Consider the following 15,989-nt stretch of genomic DNA (forward strand, 5'->3'; position numbering starts at 1 on the left):
AGGGTGACATGGCCGTGAGACAGCCAAGAATACCCAAGCCGCGCAAGATCGCCCCTTCGGCCACGAGGTCGACGTCCCGGCTGCTCGCCGACGCAGCCCCGAGCTGGGCCGGACACCCTGGGAGCTCGACCACGCCATCTGGAAGACCGTCTGACCGGAGGTGGTCGCGTATCTGGCCTGGTCCCCGGCGAACTGGCGTCCGGCCAGGAGTACTGGGTAGCAGGCAGCGCGGGATCGGAAGTTCTCCGGTCACCTCGCCGCCTACGTCGGCATCGCCCGGTCACCTAGAAATCCGGCTCCTCCATCAAAGGCGAACACCCCGCGCTGTCAGGTGTCACATTCCGTAGTATGTGACGACTATGGGGGTGTGGACGAGATGCAGCCCTCACCCGTGTTGACCGATCTGACCGAGCTCGAGCAACGGGTGGTCAAAACCGCCTGCCGTGGGGAAGTCGCCAAACCCGCCACCACGATGACGGTGGAGGACCTGGCCGTTACCGACGACCCCGAATTGCAGGTACGAGCCGACCTGTTCCGCGAACTGCTCCGTGGCCTGCACGGTGACCTCGACCCCCGCGGAGTTCAGGTAGAGGGAGTGCGGGTCGTCGGACAGCTCGACCTTGATCAGGTCACCGCCGTCACCGGTCTCGCCCTGCACGGATGTGCGCTGCCGGACGGAGTTGTTTGCCGAGAAGCGCACCTTCGCTACCTGTACGTAGACGGCAGCCTGCTCGCCTACCTGCATGCCGACGGCCTCCGGACCGACGGCATCCTGTCCATGGAGGACGCCACTATCACCGGATTTGGAAACCTCGGCGCGATCCGGCTGCTCGGTGCCGGCATCGGCGGCCAACTCATCCTTGATGGAGCCACCCTCACCAACAACACCGGCCCCGCACTAATCGCCGACCGCATCCACACTCACAGCAAGCTGTCCATGGAGCACGCCACCATCACTGGCGCCGGCGAACATGGCGCGATCCGGCTGCTCGGTGCAGACATCGGCGGCCAACTCATCCTTGATCGAGCCACCCTCACCAACAACACCGGCCCCGCACTAATCGCCGACCACATCCACACCCACGGTGACGTGTTCATGGAGAACACCACCATCACCGGATCTGGAGACCGCGGCGCGGTCCGGCTGCTCGGTGCTCACATCAGCGGCGAACTCAGCCTTAGCCCATCTTCCATCACCAATACGGCCGGTCCCGCTCTGACCGCCGATTTTCTCCGCACCGACGACAGCTTCTCCATAGAGGACGCTATTATCACTGGCGCCGGAAAACTCGGCGCAATTCGGCTGCCCGCTGCCCATATCGGTAGCCAAGCTGTTCTGCAGGTCTCCAGCCTGGCCAACACCTCAGGCCCACTCCTGATGCTGCCTGAGGCGCAGATCACCGGGTCGTTGCTGTTTCCGCAGGAGGTGGTCTGCTCAGCCGGCGGGGAGGGGACGAGCCGCCGCGGCTGCCCAGACAGCGACCGCACCATCACAGCTCACGGCTTGACCTATTCTTTCCTGCGCGCGATCTCATGGCATCAATGGCTGCACCTGCTGGTCCACCACACCCCCACCTACCGGCCCCAACCCTTCCAGCAACTCGCCGCGACCGAGCGCGCCGCCGGCCACGACAACAACGCCCGCGAAGTCCTCATCACCCAGCAACACGAGCTCCGCCGCCGCACCCCCGAGGCTCTGGGCAACCGGCTCGCACGCGGGCGACATGCGCTCTGGGGCTGGCTGGGCTGCTACGGCTACCGCGCCCACCGCGTCGTCACCGCCCTCGCCGTCGTCCTCACCCTCGCCGCCGCACTCAGCCTGCTCGCCGGGCACGTCACCACCCATCCCGGCCACCACGCCGCCGAACGCGTCCCACCTGCCAGTGCGAAACCCGACGCGCCCGGCGCACCCTGTTCCCCCGTCGAACTCGTCGGCCTCGGCATCGACCGCGGGCTCCCCCTCGGCACCACCGGCATCCGCGCCCACTGCGACCTCGACACAACAACAGGCTGGGGCCAAACCTTCACCGCTGCCCTCTGGGTACTCCAAGCGCTCCTCTGGGGCCTGGCCACCCTCGCCATCGCCGCCTACACCGGCCTCGTCCGCAAACCCACCTGACGACGCGAATCTCCGTACACCCGGCGCAGACTCACGCGGCGTGCCTCGCCACGGCGTGGTTGTGACTGTCCGGCGTCCCTATTCGGCCCGTTGATCCCTACCCCGATAGAGGTGAAGTAGGGATCAGGTTGAACGCAGAACAGGTCCAGCGCCTCCCGAAAGAAGCATTAGAACTGCGTATTGCAGTCTCAACCGTAGTGCGCCCGAAGGGATTCGAACCCCTGACCTTTCTGATCCGTTTCTGCGGTAGTGCATTTTGACTGGTCACGTCCAGCTCAGGGGCCCTCTTAGCGGGCGGCGCCTCCGAGCTCTACCGAGTTTTCGGGGTACCTGACCTGCGGCGTTGGAGATCAACACGCGCACCTCCCCGAAGTCGATCTTCCACAGCGGCACACCAACGGTCGAATGCCGGGTTCCGAGCCTCTGAACAGCACTCTTGCCCTCGCGCGGACCTCGCCGTTTGCCTCTACTCTCCACTGTGACGGCCCCCACAGGCGGATGAACGTCGCTGCGGTCAGACGATGTAGAAATCGGCTCGTTCCTCGAGCCGTCGCCGGCCGAAGATGACTCTGCTGTCCATGGCCGCATTGCCCAGCTGGTAGATCCGGACCTGGTCTTCGTCCTGGTCGATGATGCGCTTGAGTGCTGCGCGCGCGGCCGTGACCTCACGCTTGGTTCGCAATGCACACTCGAACGTGCTGAGCTGGACATGGGCCCCGTGCACGGACAACACCGCCGAGACCTCGTCGCGGCGGTCGTCGCCGACGATGTCGTAGCACACCAGCAGCGTATACACAGCCGATTCCCTTCACTAGCGCCACGGTTGCGGCGTGTATTCAGGTGTCCGGCCCAGCAGCCAGTCGGCGATGCGGACGCCGCCTTTCTACTCGTCCTCCTTAAGAGGGAGACCCGGGCTCGTTCTCGCTGCGTACCCACCTGCGGTCGGTGCGCTCACCGGACGCATCGACTACGCCTGGACAACAGCCCGGTCGGGATCGTCACGATCACTCGCTGCCCGGCCTGCCGCACTGCGGTCCTCGACTACGTCCAGGTGACCGCCGAGTACCGCCGGCTCTGACCTGGTTTGCGGAGTGTGAGAAATCTCCGTAGTTACACGCCCTTCTGGGTGACGGCCTGGCGGCGCGGATTGAACACTCAGCCGCGCAGCAGCAGGAACCGGAGGACCATGGCGACGTCCGCGCGGATGGCCTTGAAGCCGCACTGGGCGTCGCTGAACTTCGCGGCGAGCGTCGAGCGTCGAGCGTCGAGCGTCGAGCGTCGAGCGTCGAGCGTCGAGCGTCGAGCGGAGGATCAGGTTGTAACAACGGGAAATGAACTCGCGCTTCGGCCCCCGCACCACACGCGCTCCGCGGGCGAGCCTGCTGCCGATGGCGAGGTCGGAGTGCCCGGACAGCAGCGGCGCGACGAGCGGCGCCAGCGCGGCCATATCGGTGGAGAGATCGACGTCCATGTAGGCGAGGACGGCGGCGTCGGAGGCCAGCCAGACGGCGTTGAGCGCGCGGCCGCGGCCCTTCTCGTCGAGGTGGCTGACCTCGACCTCGGGGAACTCCCGGGCCAGCCGCTCCGCGACCTGCAGCGTCGTGTCGGTGCTCGCGTTGTCGGCGACGGTGATCCGGTAGGGGTAGGAGACGTGTTCGGCCAGGTGCGCGTGCAGCCGGCGGATGCACGGTTCGAGGTCGGTCTCTTCGTTGTAGACCGGGATGACGACGTCGAGAACCGGCCGCGGGCCGGCCAGATCGACCGGGACGGTCCCGGGCCGCGAAGCGGAGGCGGTGGCTGTCATGACGACTACGGTCGCGGGTTCCGCTTTGGTGACCGTGTGATCGCCCTGTGCGCTTGCTGTGCGCCGGGCCCGGCGCCCACCAGGTGGACGCCGGGCCCGGCGTGGATCAGCTGTGCACCCGCATCGGGACGACGTGCTGCGGGTTGCTCCGTTGCGCAGGCACGAACCGCGGTGGGGCGGTGCACACCGCCACCGTTACCAGGCTCGGGAACCGCGGATGGCGCTCGACGAAGACCTCCGTGGCGAAGCACGCCGAAGCGATCAGCTTGCGCGCCTGGTGGATCTGCCGGAACTCCAGGCCGGCCGGGCAGAACACCGTCGCGAGGATCTCGCCGTCCCGTTCCCGGGTCCAGAGGATCGCCGGACGGCGGCCGTCCAGGGTGCAGACGCGGGCTCTGGTGAACGTCGCCCGCAGGCGGTGCTGCACCACGATCGCGCGCAGCCGGCCGCGCAGGTAGCGGCGGCCGGCGCGCCAGTAGAAGATCCAGTTGAACGCGCCGGCCAGCGCCACCGTGAACCAGAGCGGGCCGAGCCACTGGAAGAGCACCACGAGAGAGAACGGCAGCAGCGTGACCGCCGCGATCTCGTAGCGCCAGTGGTACGCCCACAGCAGCGGGTTGGTGCGCTTCACCGGGGTGAGCTGCCGGGCCAGCTCGGTGACGTGCTCGGGAGTGTGCTTGCGGGTCATGTCCGTGCTCCTCTCCAGCCGTCGGCGACCGGGACCGCGGTCTCGGTCGCCGAGCGAATGACTCCGGTACCGGCGCAGGCCGGGCAGGCGGCGCCGTCGGTGGGGCTGAGGCCGTGGCCGCCGCAGTCGCGGCAGGCGTGCACGGTGTCCCAGCGGGGATCGCGGTAGGTGCGGTTCCGGCCGTTCGGCGCGCGGTGCACCTGCCAGCCGCGGGCCTCGGCCCGGGCGTCTTCCTCGGCGGCGAACAGCCACTCGAGAACTCGATCGAACCAACGTCGTGATCCGGACGCAGGTAGGTTGTGGTGGTCTTCCATCGGGACACCCCCGCTGCGGCGCGCGAACTCGGAAAAGCGGTCCGGCCTGGTCGGCAGGGTGGCCCGCAAGCGGCTCAGGGAGGCCGCCTGACACGCTCTGTAGTGGCCCAGGTGCGCGTGGTCGCGACCGATCCCGGGCTCAGGTGGGCCGCGAGCTGCGGTTATCACCGCTTCGGGTCGACTCCGGCCCGCGTGCGGACCACGGGGAAGGTGCCGGGGTTACAGTCTGCCGGTCGACCTCGGAAGGACCTCGGCGCGATCCGGCGGGGGCCTTCGAAGCCACGTGGCGCAAGGAACAACCCCTACGCGCAAGCGGAGGTAGACATGGATGAAAAGCCGCGCTGCAGCGAGTGCAGCAAGGTGGACAGAGCGCTGAGATTGATCAGGGGCGCGGCGCTAGCCAGCACCCCGCCCCTGATCACGCTGACGCTGCTGGTGCACGAGGTTCGCGGCCTCGTGGGCAGCTGACAGCTAATTCACTCACCTAGGTGCGGGGTCGGCCAGCAGTTCGGCCGGCCTCGCACTGCTCTGACGTGATCGGCGTACTGCACCTCTCAGCGTCGTCCGCAGTATTGCACCGTAGTTCCAGCCTTCAAACTCCTGTTACCCGTTCGGGCAACGTCTGGTCACGGATAGCGCTGGACGGCTCCAGACGTCGACGACCGGACCGCGTCACGTTCGCCGAGCGAGTGACCCCGGCAGGTCGGGTAGGCGGCGCCCTCGACGGGGCTGAGTGCCTGGCCGCCACAGTCGCGGCCGGCTGCACGCTGTCCCAGCGGGGATCGCGGTAGGAGCGCGTCCGCCCGTTCGGTGCGTGGTGCAGCTGCCAGCCGCGGGTGTCGGCCCAGACCCCTTCCCCGGTGGCGAACAGCCAGTTGCCTAGCCGTTCGACAACTGCGGGCGTAGCCGATAGGTACTGATGTGATAACGACCCCTGAACAGGTGGGCGCCGAGCTGCGCCGGTTGCGCCAGGCGGCGGGCCAGACGCAGGCCGACGTCGCCCGGGCCGTCGGGGTGAGCCGCGCGAACCTGACGCAGTGGGAGACCGACCGCTACCTGCCGTCGGCGGAGAACGCCCGCCTGCTCGACGATCACTTCCAGGCGGCGAACACCCTGGTGGACCGCTGCCCGGAGGTCACCGCGGCGGTCGTGGACGCGCTGTTCCAGGCGAGCACGGTCCTATCCGCCGAGGACGGCCTCCAGTACCTCAAGCGGTCCCTCGACGCCTACAGCCGCACCCGGCCGTTCCTGCTCGCCACCGCGTTGCGCACCGCGGTCCGGCTGCGGCCGGACGCGCCGTTCACCCGCGAGCTCGCCGACGGCCTCCTGGCCACCCGGCTCGACTTCGACGGGGTCCTGCTCTGGGGCGAGAAGAAGGAAGAGGGCCTGGTGGCGCCCGAGGCGTCCGCGGTGCACACCGCGCGGGCGCTGGTGGCGTTGCGCGCGCTGTCCCGCAACGGCGACGACCGCGCCGAAGTCGAGGAAGCCGTCGAGGCGGGCACCGAGTGGCTGATCGGGCTGAACCAGCCCGACAACGGCGTCTCCGAAGGCCTCGTGCTGCCGCAACCGCACGGCGAGCCGCCTCGCCCGGTGAACATCAGCCACTTCACGTCGGCCTGGGTCCTGCAAGCCCTGACCGAGGCACCGCGGGTTCCGTCGTCCCGGTTCGACGGTGCCCTCAAATCCCTGTGGGAACGCTACGAAGCGGGAGTCGGCTTATGGGCCTGGGGCAGCGGAGACCTCCCGATCTGGATGACGCTCGACGCAGTCACCGCGCTCCGGGGGGCTGCTTTGGCGTTCCCGGCCTCAATTCTGACACCCCCGTAGCCGCAGAATCGAGAACTCCCCGCACCATGAGCACGTCGTCCTTCGTTGCGGCCTCCGACCCGTCGGCAGGCCATCCTTTCCTGCGCCAGCTCGCGGAAATCTTCCCCGGCAACGACTCCCGGCCCGGCATGGACCGCCTTTTGAACGCGGCCGAGCACATTCGCGACAACCGCGATTCCTTCGCGTCCTGGCTGGCTGGCCTCGCCGCCGACGGCGCGGCGGTCGCCGACATCGCGAAACGCTCTTACTGGCACCCCAACGGTTTCGCGAAGATCGTCCTCCACACGAGCGTCGAGCCCGAGTTCCGGATCAGGCTGCACGTCTGGCCGCGGAGCGAGGTCGTCTCCGCCGGGGAGTCCAATCCGCACAGTCACCGGTGGGAGTTCGCCTCCCACGTCCTCACCGGCGCCGGCACGCACATGGTCGAGTTCGCGGAGGTCGCCGAAACGGGCAAGCCCTTCCGGCGTTATCGCTACGGCACCGATCCGGCGAACCCGGCCGCCCTGGTCGCCGAAGGCGAGGCGCGGCTCAAGCCCATCCTGGCGCGGCACGTCGGAGACGGCGACGTGTACGAGTGCGAGTGCGAGTGCGAGTGCGAGTGCGAGTGCGACACGTCGATCGTGCAGGCCGGGGAACGGCGACGACCAGCCGAACCTCGACCTCACCGAGACGGATTTCACCTTGCTCGTGGGCGATGTCCTTTCGAGCCTCGACCGGACGGTCTCACCATGACGTGGGTGCAGCCAGAAAACAAGATCAAGAAGCGCCGGATCCCTCTGGCAAGCCCATCGCGGCGTGCTGACCGACCGGGCCATCCGGCGCGTGTACAGCAGCGGCGAACTGCGGGTCGATCCGTTCGACGCGGCCTTCGTCCGCCCCGCCGCGCTGAGCCTGCGGCTCGGGCACGAGGCGTTCGGCCTGCAGAGCCGGGGCACGGTCGACATCGCCGACCGGTCGACGTACCCGGACCTGGTGCCGAAGGACCTCGACACCAAGGGACGCCTCGTTGTCGAGCCCGGCGAAGCTGTGCCCGCACGAGCAATGGGAAAGATCGGTCTTTCCGAAAACCTGGTCGGACTGGTCGACGGCACCAGCGACTACGCGCGGCTCGGCATCAGCGTCGTTCTGTGCGGTCAGGTGATCCCCGGCTTCGGCCGCGGCAAGCTCGCGGCGATCACGCTGGAGATCGTCAACCACCTCCGCCACCCGGTGCTGTTGTATCCGGAGACGCGCACCTGCAACTCGATGCTGCTCTCTTCGACCGGGAGCGAGCAGCCCTACGACGTCATGCCGCACAGCTACTCCAGCGATCAAGAAAGTGGGTCCTCCCTGTGGAACTGATCAAGACCATCGTCGTCTTCGGAGTGCTCGCGCTTCTACTCGCCGCCGGCGGCCGGGCCGTCTGGCAGCAGGAGAAACCTTCGCTGCGACTGATCGTCATCTTCGGCATGATCCTGGTCGCCGTGCTCGCGCTCGTCCTCGGCTACCCGAGCGTCGCGGAGCACCTGTTCGGTGGGGGTGGCGCCGGCCTGGCCAAGTAGCGCGGGATGTGACAGAAAGTGGGCGAAATCAGGACACGACCGGTCGTGCGATGCGCCTCACCGGCCGGGCGGAAGACTGGCTCGGCGGCGGACGGGTCGCGTGCGGCGAGTGCCACGGCTACCCCGACCGCAGCGATTTCGCCGACCTTGCCGACTTTGTTCTGCTACGCACAGCTCGAGCTGGTGCCGTGGAATGGCGCGCCGTACAACGTCGCCAAACCGAAGTCCCCGATGCGCGTGCTGACCTTCACCGCCGGTCGCGGCCTGGTGGCCTACCTCGTGCTGAACAACCAGGAGCGCGCCGACACCATCACAGCCACCTGGTTCGACTGAGGCCCAGGGGACGCGTCGCCGAGAGGGCTGACAGATTGTGCGGCATGAACAACGTGCCCGAACCGAGCTGGCTCCAGGACGGCGCCTGGATCGCCACGATACTCAGCGGCTTGTCCATCGTGGCCGGCGTGATCGTGTGGATCAACAAACAGCTCAACGGATGGCGAGAGCGTCAGCGAGCCCTCAGGCATCGCAACTGGCACGGCTACATCATCATGGGCACTATTTCGAGCTGGTATGTCCGGGCCGCCGATGATCCCAAGAGCCCGACCGGTCGGATCGTGCTGGATGTGCTCGACGGCCCTGACGGCACGCCGAACGCCAACCGCGCCCACTCGCTGCGCCTGCAGATCGCGGCAGACGGCATCATCGCCCGAGCACCGACACCGGAAGAAGACGCCTTCCTCAAGTCGCTGAGCCGCAAGCGCGGCGGAGGCAACGACCCGGAGGGGTTCCCGGTTCGCTGACTGCCGCGGCCGCCCGTGCGGCGGCGTGCTCGACGTCGAGTCTCGCCGAGCCGGACCAGCGCCGCGACCGCACCGACTGGACCCGCGCCCTCTCCAACTTCCCCACGACCTGACCGCACACAGGCTCCGGTGGTCGTTGGCCCGGCGCAGGGTCAGCAGCTACCGGCTTTGGCCAGGTCCAGCACCACGTCGACCTGCCGATCCCCGGCGTCCGGGCGCCCCTGCTCCCGCGCCTTGCCCGCCATCTCCTGCCGTCGTGCAGGCTCGGCCAGCAGCGGTTCCAGAGCTTCGCACAGTGCTGTCGGCGTGACCTCACCCAGCAGAGCGCAGACGGCGCCGACGTCAGCGAGTTGACGTGCGTTGTGGGCCTGCTCTCCTCCGGCCGAAGACGCGAGAGGGACTAGCACCGAGGGCAACCCCAGCGCGGTCGGCGCGGTAATCGAGCTCGCCCCGCTGCGCGAGATCACGACGTCGGCCAGCGGGAACACGTCCGGCAGCTCCGGACCCACGAACCCGACCGGCAGATACCGACCCGCCGCCTCCGCCGACAAGGTCTCGGCAGTCGCCTGCATAGCCGTCACCGCGGCTGGTCCGCACTGGTGGATCACGTTGGCTCGCTCCAGCAACCACGGCAAAACCTCGCCGATGAGCCGGTTGATCTGGGTGACGCCCTGCGCGCCGCCGGTCACGTAGACCGTCGGCCGCGTACGATCAAACGCCGTCAGCCCGGGAGCCTCGAGGGCTTTCTCAGCGTGACCGTTCAGGACTTCCGGCCGCACCGGATTGCCGGTAACCACCGCGCGTTTCCGTGCCCGCTCCGGCAACAGCGGTACCGTCGACACCGACGTCGCTGACGCGACCCGGGCCAGCAGGCGATTCGCCAGGCCCAGGCGCACCGTCTGCTCATGCACCACCAGCGGCCGCCGGCACACCCACGCCGCCAGGCTCATCGGCACCGACACGTAGCCACCGGTCGCCAGCACCACGTCCGGGTGAAACGCTCTCACGGCACGGACCGCTTGGATCACACCGAGCGGTACCCGCGCCACGTCATTTACGTTGGACCACGCCAGCGCCCGGATCGACGGAGCCGGTCGGATATTTCGAGATCTTGTGGCATGTCGACGGGAAGCCGACGCCAGGCTGTTCTAAGGTTGCCTCGTTCCCTAGCCGCACCGACTCGGTAGCGACCGACGAGGAGCGCAGCGATCCAGGCAGGGTTGTCACGGCCGCAGGCAGTCGGCCGCAGTCGACAACCCCGCCCGGATATGAGGGTCAAGCCCAGGGATGCCACGCGGCGCCGGCCAGCAACGCGAGCATCAGGGTGACCGGTCCGGTCACCAAACGCCAGGTGACCGGACCGCTCCACTCAGCCTTCGCCGAGATGACGAGATGGACACCGCCCCTCTTTCTGGGACTCATCTGTTCTGCCTCCCTTCGAGCACTTGGCGTGACGCTGGACTCCCAGCACTTCGTTCCTTGGATCCGTTGCGGCGCAAGCCTATCCTGTCGAAACACGTCCGGCACGCGCGACACCCGCGAAGCATCCACAATGGACTCCCCGGCGCAGTCGGTCACGGAAACGGCAGGTCGACGCGTCCTGCGCTACGCTGTCAAAGACACCATTATTTGCCATAATGGTATGGATATGTAAAAGTTATCCTTTTGTTATCGCATTAAGTCTTAACAACTGTGGTCGATTAGCGACAAAGGACCAGGTCAGAGCATTATCCCCGGCAACGCCGAGTGGCCTACAAGCACTGACGGCCACATCATGCTCGCCAGCATGAGAGGTCACCCGGCACGGGGTGAAACCCGAATCTCTACTAGCTGACAACCGCGGCGGCAGGCCAAACTTATGCTCGTCACAAAACCGACAGGGTCCGGGACGGTCCCGTCCTTAATGGACTATCCCTCAGCCCGCAGTAACGAGTGATGGTTCGACTACGTCCGTCGCCCCAACTCTGCCGACACAGCTCGGCCTTCTCATGCTCGTCCAACGCCGCCGCCGGGGCGGGGTCGGCGGTGACGACCAGGTTCGGGAAGGCGATCTTGGCGGCGGCGAGCAGGTCGACGAACGTCGGGAACTGCGGAACGTCGTCGTCCTGGACCGCGGCAGGTGAGGCTGGAGTCTGCGGCATGTGGGTCAGCAGGTGCGTGGTGCGGCGCAGTGCGCCGTGCAGTTCGGCTTCGACCTCGGTCAGCGCGGCTGCCTGGCGGGCGTTGAGCTGGTGCAGCATGGCGTTCTCGGCGGCTAGGCCGGCCCCGTGGACGAGTGCGGCGAGCTCGACTCGCAGCTTCTCCAGCTCGGCGAGGTCGACGGCATGCCGGCGCTCGGCCTCGATACGGGCCCGCTGTTCGATGCTGAGGCTGCGACGGACCTCCTCCACCTCCCGGCGGAGCCGATCCACCTCGACGGTGCCGGAGTCGGCGTCCGGGTGCTCGGGTTCGGGGGCGAACGGGTTGGCGCAGCGCCACCACGAGGCCACGGCGGGGTCGTCCCGCCAGGTGGTCGGTAGCTCGGCGCGGCGGCGCCACTGCAGCAACGCCTGCCGGAAAGAATCGAAGAATTGCTCGGCGGTCACGCTGGCGGCGACGGTGACGTCCGGTTGCTGATCGCAGGGCGCTGCGTAGAGCCGGTAGCCGGTTGGCAGCTGCTGCCCGAGCGGGAGGCGGGCGTTGATCGCCCATCGCATACCGTCTCCGATTGCGACGACCTGCAGCAGCCCGGACCATCCGGTCACATCGGCCACGGCGGCGGCCGCGTCGAGTAGAAGGACCGCACTCGAGCGGTCCGGTGCGGTGATGGCCGGGGCCAGCAGCTCGGCGATCTCGTCGCGCTGAGGTCCGGCCTTGACGAGGTGAGGCCGGCAGGCGTCGATGGCCAGTTCCGCCGGTGTCGTAGGAGTCGGCGAAAGCGGTCAGGCCGATCCGGTCGGCCGGCGGTTCGAAATCCGGGCGCTAGGGACGGGTCGCGGCCGCGGCGAGCAGCCACCGCGCGCGGTCCGCGCCCGGGACATGCCGCAGCGACAACAGCGCCGCGGCATCGACGCGCAGGTCCGGCTCGCTCCAGCTGACCTCGATGTCGAGCCGGTGCTCTGATCCGGTCTCATCCAGGCTCTCGGTGATCACCGTGTACGGGCCGCGGGCACCCTGAACTTGCTGGCCGGAGGTGAACACCTCACGCAGCAGCCGCAGCGGGCGCGCGTCGGTGAACGTCACGTACCCCTCGTGCCAGATCCGGTACAGCTTGCGCGGCTGCTCGGTGCGGGCCTGCGGCTGTCCTGCCGTGAGGGCCGTCGCCAGGCTCGGCGCCGTCGCGTCGCTGTCGATTGATCTGTCCTCTCTGGCCGGGAAGGCGTCCCAGTATCCCGCATGTCCACGAGGCAGCCATCAGGCCCGCAACCAGTTCGGGCTCTGCTGCCGACTACCGCTGTCGCACCGGTAACTGCCGGCTACCCGCCCTGCCGTCACCGGTGCGACAGCGGACAGAGGTGTCGCCTTCCGCGAGAGGACCGTTTGATCCCGAGGGCTATCCCCGCCACCAAAGCGTTGGCACGTGCCTACACACTCAAAAGAGCGAGTACCGCAGCGTGGTAAGTGGCTTGAACGACGGGAATGGTGTCCAGCCGGATGCGTTCGTCGGTGCCATGCAGGCCGACGTAGTGGACGCCATAGCCCGCCGTGGCGGGGATGTTCAAGCCGGCGAGGTAGTTGCCGATGTTGGACGGGCCGGCGATCTTGGCTTCTACTTCAACGCCAAGCCGGGAAGCGGAGTCAACGATGGCGGTACGCAAGGGAGAGCCCTCGGGAAGCGCGAACGCGGGCCAGCGGGTGTCGATTTGGATGAGGGTCGGTTGTGTCCCGGGCCATGCGTCGTCGACCTGGTCGACCAGGTGCTTGAGCAGGCGAGCCGCGTCCTCGTCGTCAAAGGTTCGGGTCGTGCGGACGTCGACGTTGAGGGTGCAGAGATCCGGTGTGACCGAGTAACCGTGGCCGCCTTCGATCGCGGTGACGGTGAGTTTGCCGGCCAGCGGGAACTCGGGGCTGGCGCCGTCGGGAAGCTCGGCGGTGGAGAGCACTCGGATCAGGTTGGCGGCCTTTTCGATGGCGCTGGGTGTGGCCTTGCTGCCCCCGGAGTGCGAGGCCACGCCGTGGACGTGCAGTTTGGCGCGGTGCACGCCGCGGCCGCCGACGACGAGCTTGTCCATTCCGGGGTAGCCGATCATCACGCCGGTCACGTCGTCGGGCGCGTCAGGGCCCTCGAAGTAGCGTTTCGCGCCCCCGAAGACCCCGGTGTGCTCGTCGACGTCGAACAGCAGCACGAGGCTGCCGTGCAGCCGATCCGTGATCGCGGCGAGCCGGGCGCCGAGGTGGCAGAAGATCGCGGCGCCGGACTTGGAGTCGGCGCTGCCCCGGCCGTAGAGCCACCCGTCCTCGATGGTCGCGGAGGTCGGATGGTGTTTCCAGGCGCGCTCGTCGCCGAAGGGCGCGGTGTCCAGGCAGGCGTCGAGCACCCACCGGGGACCAGGCTGGTCTCCCCTGATTTCGCAGGTCATGCCGACGATGGCACCCGTCTTGTCTTTGAGCACGGTGGTGGACAGGTTGCGTTCGTTCAGCCAGCCGCTCAGCTGGTTGAGCACCGGCTCGTAGGGATCGATTCCGCCTCGGCTGGGGATACTGACCAGCTCGCGGGTCAAGGCGATGACCGACTCGTGGTCCTCCGTGGCCGCGGCCAGCACGTCGTGCCCACCGGCCCGGTTGATCGCATTCACGACCGGCACCTCCTTACATCCACGCTCCGCTCTGGGTGTCGTCTCTGACGTCTAGCTTCGCACGGTCGGCAGGTCACGCAGGGCCTGATCACTCTCGACCCGGCGGGCTCCGGCGTAGACCTGCCGTGCGTGGTCGATCAGCCGTTCGGCCACGGCCGGTTCGAACAGCACCCCGGAGTCGAACGCCTGGGACGAGGTCAACGATGGGATCGGCACGACGGCGGAGGACTCCGAAGCGCAGAAGAGGCGTTCCGGCGTGCCGGGGTCGTCCTCGACGATGCCGATGTGCAGCGTCTTCAGCCCGAGGCTGCGGTCATATGGATCGCGGATGTTCGCCAGCCGCAACCGGTGGTCCTTGAGGACCTGGTGACGCGGAGGGCCGAACAGCACCCGGTAGAGCACCAGTTCGGGTCGCTGCACCAGCACGGCTTCGATGGTCTCGAGATAGGCCGCGTCGCGTGAGCGCGACTCACCGCCGGGCAATCGCTGGGCACCTTCTACGGCAGGGACTTGCGGGGTTTCGAGACGACATGCCGGCAGGTCGAGACCGCAGTGCGTCAGATGATCCCGATCACCCGGCAAGTCCTCGGCCGCCCCGACGCCGATCCCACACGGCGCTGATCGCTAGCCATGCAGCAGCAGCGACATGCGCGAATGCCGACCGATGAGGTGGATCAGCGAGGTCCGCAGCGAAATGGGCATCCGCTGGGGCGGAAACACCTCACTCCTGCCGCCGGACCACCCCGGCGAACCTATCTGGACACAGCACCAGCCTCACACCGCCACGGCTCAAAAGATTGGGCAGGGCACCGAGCTACCGCCGTAGGGCAGGTAATCTTCGAACGCCCAACCGGCGAAACCTCGTTCGTAGACGGACACGTACGTCCATCCACGGCCGTCATTGCCGATGGTGGTGCAGTAGTAATCCAGCCAGTCCCCCGGCACCATCGTTCCGTTGGCGCCGCAGCCGAACGAGGAACCCCGATAGACGCCGGTCGTGTTGTTCGCCTGCACCGGCCGGGAGCCGTCCCGCTGCGGAGGCCGCGGCTGGCCGCACGAATAGTGATCGGTCCCGGGCTCACCGGCCTGGGCGGTCGGTGTGAAGAACGCGAGCGCCGCCGTCAGCGCACCAGCGACCGCGGCGATTTTCGGCATTTTCTTGAACATGTTTCCCCCCGGAAGTAGTCACGTCACGCCGAATATTTCACAGACATGGACGGGACGAATCGGCCGTTCGTGTGGCTCGGTCACCTCAGGACTCCGGTGGGGCCACCACGCGTAGCTGGAGCATCGCCGCGAACCGTGCCTCCGGGTCCGTCACATCGAAGCCGCCGACCTCCGCGAGCCGGCGGAGGCGGTACCGGAACGTGCGGGGGTGGACGTGGACTGCCGCCGAAGGTGTGGAGCCAGCCCGGAGCGTCTCGACGAGGTGCGTGTAGTGCTGCTCGTCGTACTCGAGCTGGCGGGTGACCGGACCAGTCGGGCGGTCACCGCGCGCGGCGACCACGTTCTGCATCTCCAGCAGTAGCGCCTCGACGTGCTCGTCGGCCAGCAGCGCCACCCGGCGGCCCACGCCGCTGCCCGACCACAGCAGCACTCGAGCGGGCTTCCGGCACCTCTGCCGTGCTGCGCGCCATCAGCCCGATACCACCCACATCTGATGGCGATCACGGACCAGAATGTCGATGCTGCCCTGGTGCCGTGTGCGTTGGGTAGCGGGTATTCCTCGAGCTGAACCGGCCGTAGTCCCGGTTCGATCAGCCCCAGGTTCTGTACGAGTGCGTTGCGAAGAACATTTTCGAGAGGCGCTCGCATGGCCAGAGGCTAGACGGGAGCACCGACAATAACTCTCTGGTGGGGCGTAGTTGGCGAGCCCCTGCATCGCCGGGCGAGAAGCGCAACTCGGCCTATGCGGAAGCCTCACTATCCCGGTGGAGGTCAACGCATTGCCGGAGGCCAGCGGCGGCATCCGCTGATGTCGGTTGGTGACCTCGGTAGGTGGCGCCGCCTGGCCGGACCTCGGGCGGGCCCAACCTATGGGCTGAGATTCCGAGGAACCCGCGATGCGGACGCACCGGGTGCCGTACGTCTCGCCACGTCGCGTGGAAGACCTCGATCACC

At 67.7% G+C, this 15,989-nt stretch carries 17 protein-coding genes and 1 pseudogene; 7 read left to right on the forward strand and 11 right to left on the reverse strand.

Features of this window, described 5'->3' with window-relative positions; translation table 11 throughout:
- Positions 1–367 precede the first annotated feature (367 nt).
- Positions 368–2,119, forward strand: coding sequence for a hypothetical protein (locus VA596_RS47065; protein WP_323336929.1), 1,752 nt, complete (start codon positions 368–370; stop codon positions 2,117–2,119).
- Positions 2,120–2,633: 514 nt separating this feature from the next.
- On the opposite strand, the gene cas2 is transcribed toward VA596_RS47065, so the two are convergent.
- From cas2 to VA596_RS47085, 4 genes and pseudogenes are all read right to left on the reverse strand, one after another.
- On the reverse strand, positions 2,634–2,915 hold the full coding sequence (gene cas2 / locus VA596_RS47070; RefSeq protein ID WP_323336931.1) for a CRISPR-associated endonuclease Cas2: 282 nt from the start codon (positions 2,913–2,915) through the stop codon (positions 2,634–2,636).
- Between the two features lie 383 nt (positions 2,916–3,298).
- Positions 3,299–3,923: pseudogene (locus VA596_RS47075) on the reverse strand (glycosyltransferase); the annotation flags it as partial.
- 106 nt (positions 3,924–4,029) lie between these two features.
- Entirely contained in the window at positions 4,030–4,611 is a 582-nt protein-coding gene (locus VA596_RS47080; protein WP_323336933.1) for a hypothetical protein, read from the reverse strand.
- Positions 4,608–4,925 (reverse strand): hypothetical protein, encoded by a 318-nt coding sequence (locus VA596_RS47085; RefSeq protein WP_323336935.1) that lies wholly within the window; start codon positions 4,923–4,925, stop codon positions 4,608–4,610. Before VA596_RS47085 ends, VA596_RS47080 begins: the two co-directional genes overlap by 4 nt.
- A 324-nt stretch (positions 4,926–5,249) precedes the next feature.
- On the opposite strand from VA596_RS47085, the gene VA596_RS47090 reads away from it, so the two are divergent.
- From VA596_RS47090 to VA596_RS47115, 6 genes are all read left to right on the forward strand, one after another.
- Positions 5,250–5,393, forward strand: a complete 144-nt coding sequence (locus tag VA596_RS47090; RefSeq protein WP_323336937.1) for a hypothetical protein — start codon at positions 5,250–5,252, stop codon at positions 5,391–5,393.
- Positions 5,394–5,846: 453 nt separating this feature from the next.
- Complete coding sequence (locus VA596_RS47095; protein WP_323336938.1) at positions 5,847–6,752, forward strand: helix-turn-helix domain-containing protein; 906 nt, start codon at positions 5,847–5,849, stop codon at positions 6,750–6,752.
- A gap of 795 nt (positions 6,753–7,547) precedes the next feature.
- Positions 7,548–8,093: a dCTP deaminase gene (locus tag VA596_RS47100; protein WP_323336940.1), complete on the forward strand. Its 546-nt coding sequence runs from the start codon at positions 7,548–7,550 to the stop codon at positions 8,091–8,093.
- Entirely contained in the window at positions 8,084–8,293 is a 210-nt protein-coding gene (locus VA596_RS47105; protein ID WP_323336942.1) for a hypothetical protein, read from the forward strand. The genes VA596_RS47100 and VA596_RS47105 overlap by 10 nt, the downstream gene beginning before the upstream one ends.
- Before the next feature lie 156 nt (positions 8,294–8,449).
- The gene (locus VA596_RS47110; RefSeq protein ID WP_323336944.1) at positions 8,450–8,626 is read left to right on the forward strand and encodes a hypothetical protein; all 177 of its coding nucleotides are present in this window, start codon (positions 8,450–8,452) and stop codon (positions 8,624–8,626) included.
- A gap of 44 nt (positions 8,627–8,670) precedes the next feature.
- Positions 8,671–9,093 carry a hypothetical protein gene (locus tag VA596_RS47115; RefSeq protein WP_323336946.1) on the forward strand — a complete coding sequence of 141 codons (423 nt, stop codon included), beginning with the start codon at positions 8,671–8,673 and terminating at the stop codon, positions 9,091–9,093.
- Positions 9,094–9,245: 152 nt separating this feature from the next.
- On the opposite strand, the gene VA596_RS47120 is transcribed toward VA596_RS47115, so the two are convergent.
- From VA596_RS47120 to VA596_RS47150, 7 genes are all read right to left on the reverse strand, one after another.
- Complete coding sequence (locus VA596_RS47120) at positions 9,246–10,235, reverse strand: UDP-N-acetylglucosamine--N-acetylmuramyl-(pentapeptide) pyrophosphoryl-undecaprenol N-acetylglucosamine transferase (RefSeq protein ID WP_323337096.1); 990 nt, start codon at positions 10,233–10,235, stop codon at positions 9,246–9,248.
- Positions 10,236–10,958: 723 nt separating this feature from the next.
- Positions 10,959–11,846, reverse strand: coding sequence for a hypothetical protein (locus tag VA596_RS47125; protein ID WP_323336948.1), 888 nt, complete (start codon positions 11,844–11,846; stop codon positions 10,959–10,961).
- 208 nt (positions 11,847–12,054) lie between these two features.
- Positions 12,055–12,315 (reverse strand): hypothetical protein, encoded by a 261-nt coding sequence (locus tag VA596_RS47130; RefSeq protein WP_323336949.1) that lies wholly within the window; start codon positions 12,313–12,315, stop codon positions 12,055–12,057.
- A 341-nt stretch (positions 12,316–12,656) separates the two neighbouring features.
- Positions 12,657–13,868 carry a M20 family metallopeptidase gene (locus VA596_RS47135; protein ID WP_323336951.1) on the reverse strand — a complete coding sequence of 404 codons (1,212 nt, stop codon included), beginning with the start codon at positions 13,866–13,868 and terminating at the stop codon, positions 12,657–12,659.
- Between the two features lie 51 nt (positions 13,869–13,919).
- Positions 13,920–14,351 (reverse strand): hypothetical protein, encoded by a 432-nt coding sequence (locus VA596_RS47140; RefSeq protein WP_323336953.1) that lies wholly within the window; start codon positions 14,349–14,351, stop codon positions 13,920–13,922.
- Positions 14,352–14,657: 306 nt separating this feature from the next.
- Positions 14,658–15,023: a hypothetical protein gene (locus tag VA596_RS47145; protein WP_323336955.1), complete on the reverse strand. Its 366-nt coding sequence runs from the start codon at positions 15,021–15,023 to the stop codon at positions 14,658–14,660.
- A gap of 97 nt (positions 15,024–15,120) precedes the next feature.
- On the reverse strand, positions 15,121–15,465 hold the full coding sequence (locus VA596_RS47150) for a helix-turn-helix domain-containing protein (protein ID WP_323336957.1): 345 nt from the start codon (positions 15,463–15,465) through the stop codon (positions 15,121–15,123).
- Positions 15,466–15,989: the final 524 nt, after the last annotated feature.

This window comes from Amycolatopsis heterodermiae (assembly GCF_034929455.1).
Lineage (GTDB): Bacteria > Actinomycetota > Actinomycetes > Mycobacteriales > Pseudonocardiaceae > Amycolatopsis > Amycolatopsis heterodermiae.